The organism is Arthrobacter sp. 05N33_2 (assembly GCF_056397425.1).
In genome coordinates, this window is record NZ_JBFTNJ010000111.1 from 1 (window position 1) to 5,622 (window position 5,622).

Consider the following 5,622-nt stretch of genomic DNA (forward strand, 5'->3'; position numbering starts at 1 on the left):
CTCGACTACTGTCCGTCGTTCGGCCCCCATCAAAGAGTGACCGAAAGGCCCTCTTGATCTTCTACGTCGCTCCTCGTACCGCCAACCAGGACCGAACCGTGCAGGATTCTTGTCGACGACCGCCAGTGAGAAACACGGCAGCGACCGTATCCGCTGCTGACTTGGCAAACAACACCCTTCAAGACACCTCGTCGTGTCTGGAGGATTGAAGGAACCGACAGCGTGCTGGCCCGCCTCGTGTCGTGTCGTGCCGTGGAAATATGTCTCACCGCAAATCGTCTCAGGCGGGTGCTGGCCGGGGGTTTCTGAGGCACAATAGCCGGGCGGGACATCTCGGGTATACGCGTGTGAGTACGTCGGGCCAGGACGCCGGACCTCACGGCTGTGATGTTCGCGCTGGCATGGCAGCGTTGAGTCGCCTCAGAGTCGATCGCGGACCTCACTGCGCGGATTCCTTATGTCTCGGGGGGAGCTCAATGTCTCTGGGGGAGCGAATGCAGTTCGAGTCCCACCTCGGGCACGTGTTTTCCCTGTTCAGAGGCTTGTGAGCGTCTGACTGTGTACAAATCTCCTTTATGGGCCCTTGCGGGGGCCCATTTTTGTTGGTGGCCGTTGCTGCTGCCGGGCGGTTCCTCTCTTGGCGCCAACCAGGGTGTCGCCGGCCCGGACAGCCGCCAGGGCTTCGTTCAATCCCAGCGATCCTTGTTTCTGCCGGTCACGCCGTGGTCACCATTGGTCAGGCCCTCGGGGGACGCCCAGCCCCGTAAGCGCCTTGCGCGGCGTTGCCAGGTCCTGTCCGTTGGTGCAGACCCGGACGCAGCCAAGGATCTGCGCGGGTGCAACTGTCGGGATTGTCCACCCTGAGCGGGACAGTTTTGCGGCCGGGGTATGCGCGATTCCAGGCTTCCAGTATCTGTATCGGATTTTCTCGCCGCGCCAGTGCGGGCGGATGGTGTCGCGGTGGGGGACCGGCGTATGCATCGCAGTGCGTCACATTGTGGCGCTACGGCGGATACCATCGGAGGGTGAAGGCATACCGCCGGCGCAAGAGACGAGCCTTTCTGCATCGGCGTGCGTCCCCGGCAGCCAAAGGCCGGAAGGCCGCCAGGCGCCGGCCGGCCGCCAAGGGGCTGTCGCAGGGGGAGGTGGCTACGCGGGTCGAGCGCGGGCTTACCAACCGCGTGCCGGACACCACTAGCCGGAGCCTGTGGCAGATTTTCCGGGCCAACGTCTTCACGCTCTTCAACGCAATCGTCGGCACGAGCTTCCTGCTGCTGTTGTTCCTGGGGCAATGGCGGGATGCCCTGTTCGGCCTCGCCGCTGTCAGCAATGCCGTGATCGGCGTCGTCGAGGAATACAGGGCGAAAAAGTCCTTGGACCGGCTGGCTGTCCTCAACGCCCCGCTCGCGCGGGTCTTGCGCGAGGGTCAGATCCACGACATCGCCACGGCCGACGTCGTAAGAGACGACCTCCTGGTGTTGCGGGCCGGGGATCAGATCACTGCCGACGCTGCCGTACTGGAGTCGTCCGGCCTCGAGGTGGACGAATCGCTTCTCACGGGCGAAGCGGACCCGGTGGGTAAGGATGCGGGGACGGAAGTACTCTCCGGATCGATCGTCGTGGCCGGCCACGGCAACGCCCAGGTTGTCCGGGTCGGAGCGGCGTCGTTCGCGAGCCGGCTGACGGCAGACGCGCGACGCTTCTCACTGGTGAACTCCGAGATCCGCAACAGCCTCAACCGTGTAATGCGCTGGATCGCGTGGATCCTGCTGCCCGTTGCCCTCATCGTGCTCAACGGCGAGATCCAGGCGCGCGGCGGCTGGCAGACCGCCATTTCCACCGGTGCCTGGACCCCCGCACTCGTGGGACTCATTGCCAGCATGATCGCGATCGTCCCGCTGGGACTAGTGCTGCTGACGAGCGTGGCCTTCGCCGTGGGCGGACTCCGGCTGGCTAAACACAACGTACTGATCCAGGAACTCGCCGCTGTCGAGGGACTGGCACGCGTAGACGTACTGTGCATGGACAAGACCGGAACCCTCACAGAAGGAGGACTGGTCTTCGACGCGGTTCACCCGCTGGCGCCGCAACCGGGATGGGAGCAGGCCCTCGCATGGTTTGGCGCCGAACCCGAGGCAAACGCCACGGCACGCTGCCTGAGCACGGCCTTTGAGGATGATGGCGGCCTTCAACCCGTCCGGTCCGTGCCGTTCTCCTCCGCCCGGAAGTGGAGCGGAGTCAGCTTCAACGGGAGCGCCCGCGGTGCGCGCACCTGGATTCTCGGAGCACCGGAAATGATGCTTGTGCAGGGCGACGACGCAGCCGCACGTCTGAAGCCGTCGATCTCGGCGCCCGACGGCGCAGTACCGCGCCAGAGCGACGTCTTGCGCCAGGCCGGCGAACTGGCCGCATCAGGGCTGCGGACCCTGCTCCTGGCCGGCGCGGATCAGTTGCCAGCCAATGGGAAGGCGGAGCAGCTGCCGGCGTCGCTCCACCCTGTGGCGCTGCTGACCTTCCGGGAACAGCCGCGCTCCGATGCCCGGGAGACCCTCAAGTTCTTCCGGACCGAAGGGGTCGGGTTGAAGATCATTTCCGGCGACGATCCCCGCACCGTTGCCGCCATTGCCCGCAGGGTTGGCCTGGAGGTCACGGAGGGCTTCGACGCACGCTCACTGCCGGAGGACCCGCTGCATCTGGAGGAGGTGATGGAATCAAACACGGTGTTTGGCCGAGTGACGCCCGCCCAGAAGAGGGCGATGGTCGAGGCGCTCCAGCGCCGGGGACATACTGTGGCCATGACCGGCGACGGCGTCAACGACGCCCTCGCGCTCAAGACGGCCGACCTTGGCATCGCCATGGACTCCGCGGCGCCCGCCACCAAGGCAGTCGCGCGCCTGGTGTTGCTCGACGGCCGCTTCGACCGGCTTCCCGGAGTCCTCGCTGAGGGCCGGCAGGTCATCGCCAATATTGAGCGGGTCTCCAGCCTCTTCCTCAGCAAAACGGTCTATGCGACCGCCATCGCGGTGACCTTCGGGCTCCTGCAGTGGACGTTTCCGTTTCTTCCCCGCCAGCTATCCTTCACGGACGGCCTGACGATCGGAATCCCGGCCTTCTTCTTGGCGCTCATGCCGAACCCGCGCCGCTATCAGCCCGGATTCCTGCGCCGGTCCCTATGGTTCTCCGTCCCTGCCGGACTGATCGTCACGGCCTCCCTGCTCACACTGAACGCATTCGCGCCGCTGGCCGGCGCGGCCACGTCCGAACAAGTCAGCAGCGCCTCTGTGCTGACGCTGTCCATGGTCGGACTGTGGATCCTATCGGCCGTGTCGCGCCCCCTCAACGCGGCGCGCCTGGCCGTGGTGTTGGCCATGAGCGCCTCCCTGCTGGTCTCGCTCAACCTCCCGCTCGTGCAGGAATTCTTCCTGCTTTCCCGGCCACCCGGCGGGTTGTTGCTCGCGGCCGTGGCGTGCGGGGCCGCCGGGGGCCTCGGAGTCGAGGTCCTGGCCCGGGTCCACGCCCGGGCCTTCCCGCAACAAGGTCCGGTGGTGAAGAGCGGTTAAATGGGCTCATCAGTTATTAGCGTGAGCCGGGACACTGGGGTCCATTATCGGTACTGGCGCCAGAGTCCAGAATATGATTCGAGAGTAATGGTCGGGATGTCCCCGGTCAGCGCAGACAATCTAGGGGATACGAACTTCATGTCCGAACAAACCGGACGCCGCTCCAGGCGCGGCTATACGCCCGTTGACCCCGCCAAGTTCATCCCAATCCACCGTCCCAGTAACGCATCGCTGCGCGGAGCAGTAGTCACCGGGTTCGTTCTGTGGATCGGGGTTGGAGCAATTTCCGCGGGATTGCTGGCCTCCTGGTTCAGCACTGAATTGCCTATCTTTCTAACCGCTGCAGTGTTCGGTGCAACCCTTGTCACGGTTCTGGGCGTCCGACACACGACGTGGCTAGGCCGGCGCCGACGGGAAGATTTCGTCCGTTGCGGCGGTGACCCGGCCGGAATGACCGACTTGATGTTCGGATTCATGCGTGGATTCCGGACCCCCAAAGGGGAGTGGGAAGTTCCCGAGCAGGCCTCCGGCGACTACCAGGGCACCTGACCATCCCAGGGCCCAGGAAGATCCCGGTAAGGTGAGACTCTTCGTCGAGCCCGCACACAACTGCGCCAAGGCGACGCCCTGGTCGTCTGAACGCTCGCCCAACGCACGGCAGCGCGGTGGGGTTCGGCGGAACCACCCGGGAACCGCAGTCCGTACACGGCGGTTCAACATGAGCGCGTCTAAGACTCCGAGCCGAGGTCGACGCGTCCGGACAGGAGAGGCTACGTGGGCGGAACGAGCCTGAAGGCGTATCGGGTCTCCGAGCCACCGCTTCCTGGATTCATCTTGAAATCGACTCTGTCGGCGCCTGCTTCCAGCTGCACTGTCGTTTTGAAGATGTTCCCATTGCAATGGACCTGCACCGGGGCGACGACTTCGACACCGGACCAGCTGGCCACCGACAGTTCGGTCCCGGAGGGTCCTTCACACAAGAACTGCAATTCGTAAGTGCCGGATTTGGCGGACATTCCGAAGCTGGTCGGGGAATTCGAAGCAGCGGAGCCGGCCAGCTCTCCCGGCACTGCGGGTTTCAGCTGCTTTGATGACCATTCGCCCATGTCCGCTTGCGCTGAAGCCATGGGGTCAGTGTTGGGCCCTATCGCAACCCCGGCGACTGCGGGCCCGCCGGTCGACGGGATCGCGCTGATCGTGATGGGACCGCCCGCGTGCCTGAGGAACCGCTGGAATGTGGCGTCGCAGTCACCGTCTGTTGACAGCGGAAGCCCATCGCCCTCAACGATCGTCAGTTTGGCGAAGTAGCCGCCGGCACACGCGGCCGTGACGACATAGTCCCCGGGAGCAAGAACAGTGACCAATTTCCCGGCAGGCTCTGCTTCCGTTGGCATACCAGCGGCCGTTACGGATGCACCAAGCAAACGGGCCACGTCACCAACGTTTTCTTCAAATGACCGGGGCGGCACCGTTGCCCCTTCGGACGATGAGCTAACTGTCTGCTCAGGCGGATCACTGTACGTACAACCCGCCAGCGCAAGGACGAGTCCGGTCAAAACAAGCAGTACTCTTCCGCGCTGAGTCTGCATCCCCCAATGAGCTGACATGTTCTGAGCCTACAACCCCGCATTTGGGTGACTGGGGGAGACGGGTCGATCGGAAGCTGCCGCGAGCATACTCGTCGGGCCGAAGAGTATCCAGCCGACGGACACGAGGATCACCCCGGCGAGAAAAACCGGTGCGTTGTGTGTCCGAGCCATTCAATCCCCCAAGAATTGTGAACCCCTAGACTAGCCGTGGCACACCCACCGGCGGCGATGTATCACGATCATTGGCTTCCCCGGGTTCGTGCCTGGCACGCGGGATCCATGCGGCAGCTGGGGTGGCTTCTGGCACCCGCAGCCGTTCCTGCCATAGCGCCGGGTCTTATCGCAGCGCCCGCTGAGGGATCGGCTTACGGGCACGCTTCGTGGCGCAACGAGCCTCCACCAAACTCCCTGGCTCACTACTTCCATTGGCTCACTACTTCCATAAAGGTACTGCTCCTCATGGGAGCATGTAC

The 5,622-nt window shown here is 64.3% G+C and carries 3 protein-coding genes; 2 read left to right on the top strand and 1 reads right to left on the bottom strand.

What is annotated here, in order from left to right; translation table 11 throughout:
- Positions 1–1,145: 1,145 nt before the first annotated feature.
- Both AC1DHX_RS20100 and AC1DHX_RS20105 read left to right on the top strand, forming a co-directional pair.
- Complete coding sequence (locus AC1DHX_RS20100) at positions 1,146–3,560, top strand: HAD-IC family P-type ATPase (RefSeq protein WP_476858742.1); 2,415 nt, start codon at positions 1,146–1,148, stop codon at positions 3,558–3,560.
- Positions 3,561–3,698: 138 nt separating this feature from the next.
- Positions 3,699–4,109: an NfeD family protein gene (locus tag AC1DHX_RS20105; protein ID WP_476858741.1), complete on the top strand. Its 411-nt coding sequence runs from the start codon at positions 3,699–3,701 to the stop codon at positions 4,107–4,109.
- Between the two features lie 221 nt (positions 4,110–4,330).
- Here AC1DHX_RS20105 and AC1DHX_RS20110 read toward each other — a convergent pair whose 3' ends face one another.
- Positions 4,331–5,116 carry a hypothetical protein gene (locus AC1DHX_RS20110; protein WP_476900414.1) on the bottom strand — a complete coding sequence of 262 codons (786 nt, stop codon included), beginning with the start codon at positions 5,114–5,116 and terminating at the stop codon, positions 4,331–4,333.
- Between the last annotated feature and the right edge of the window lie 506 nt (positions 5,117–5,622).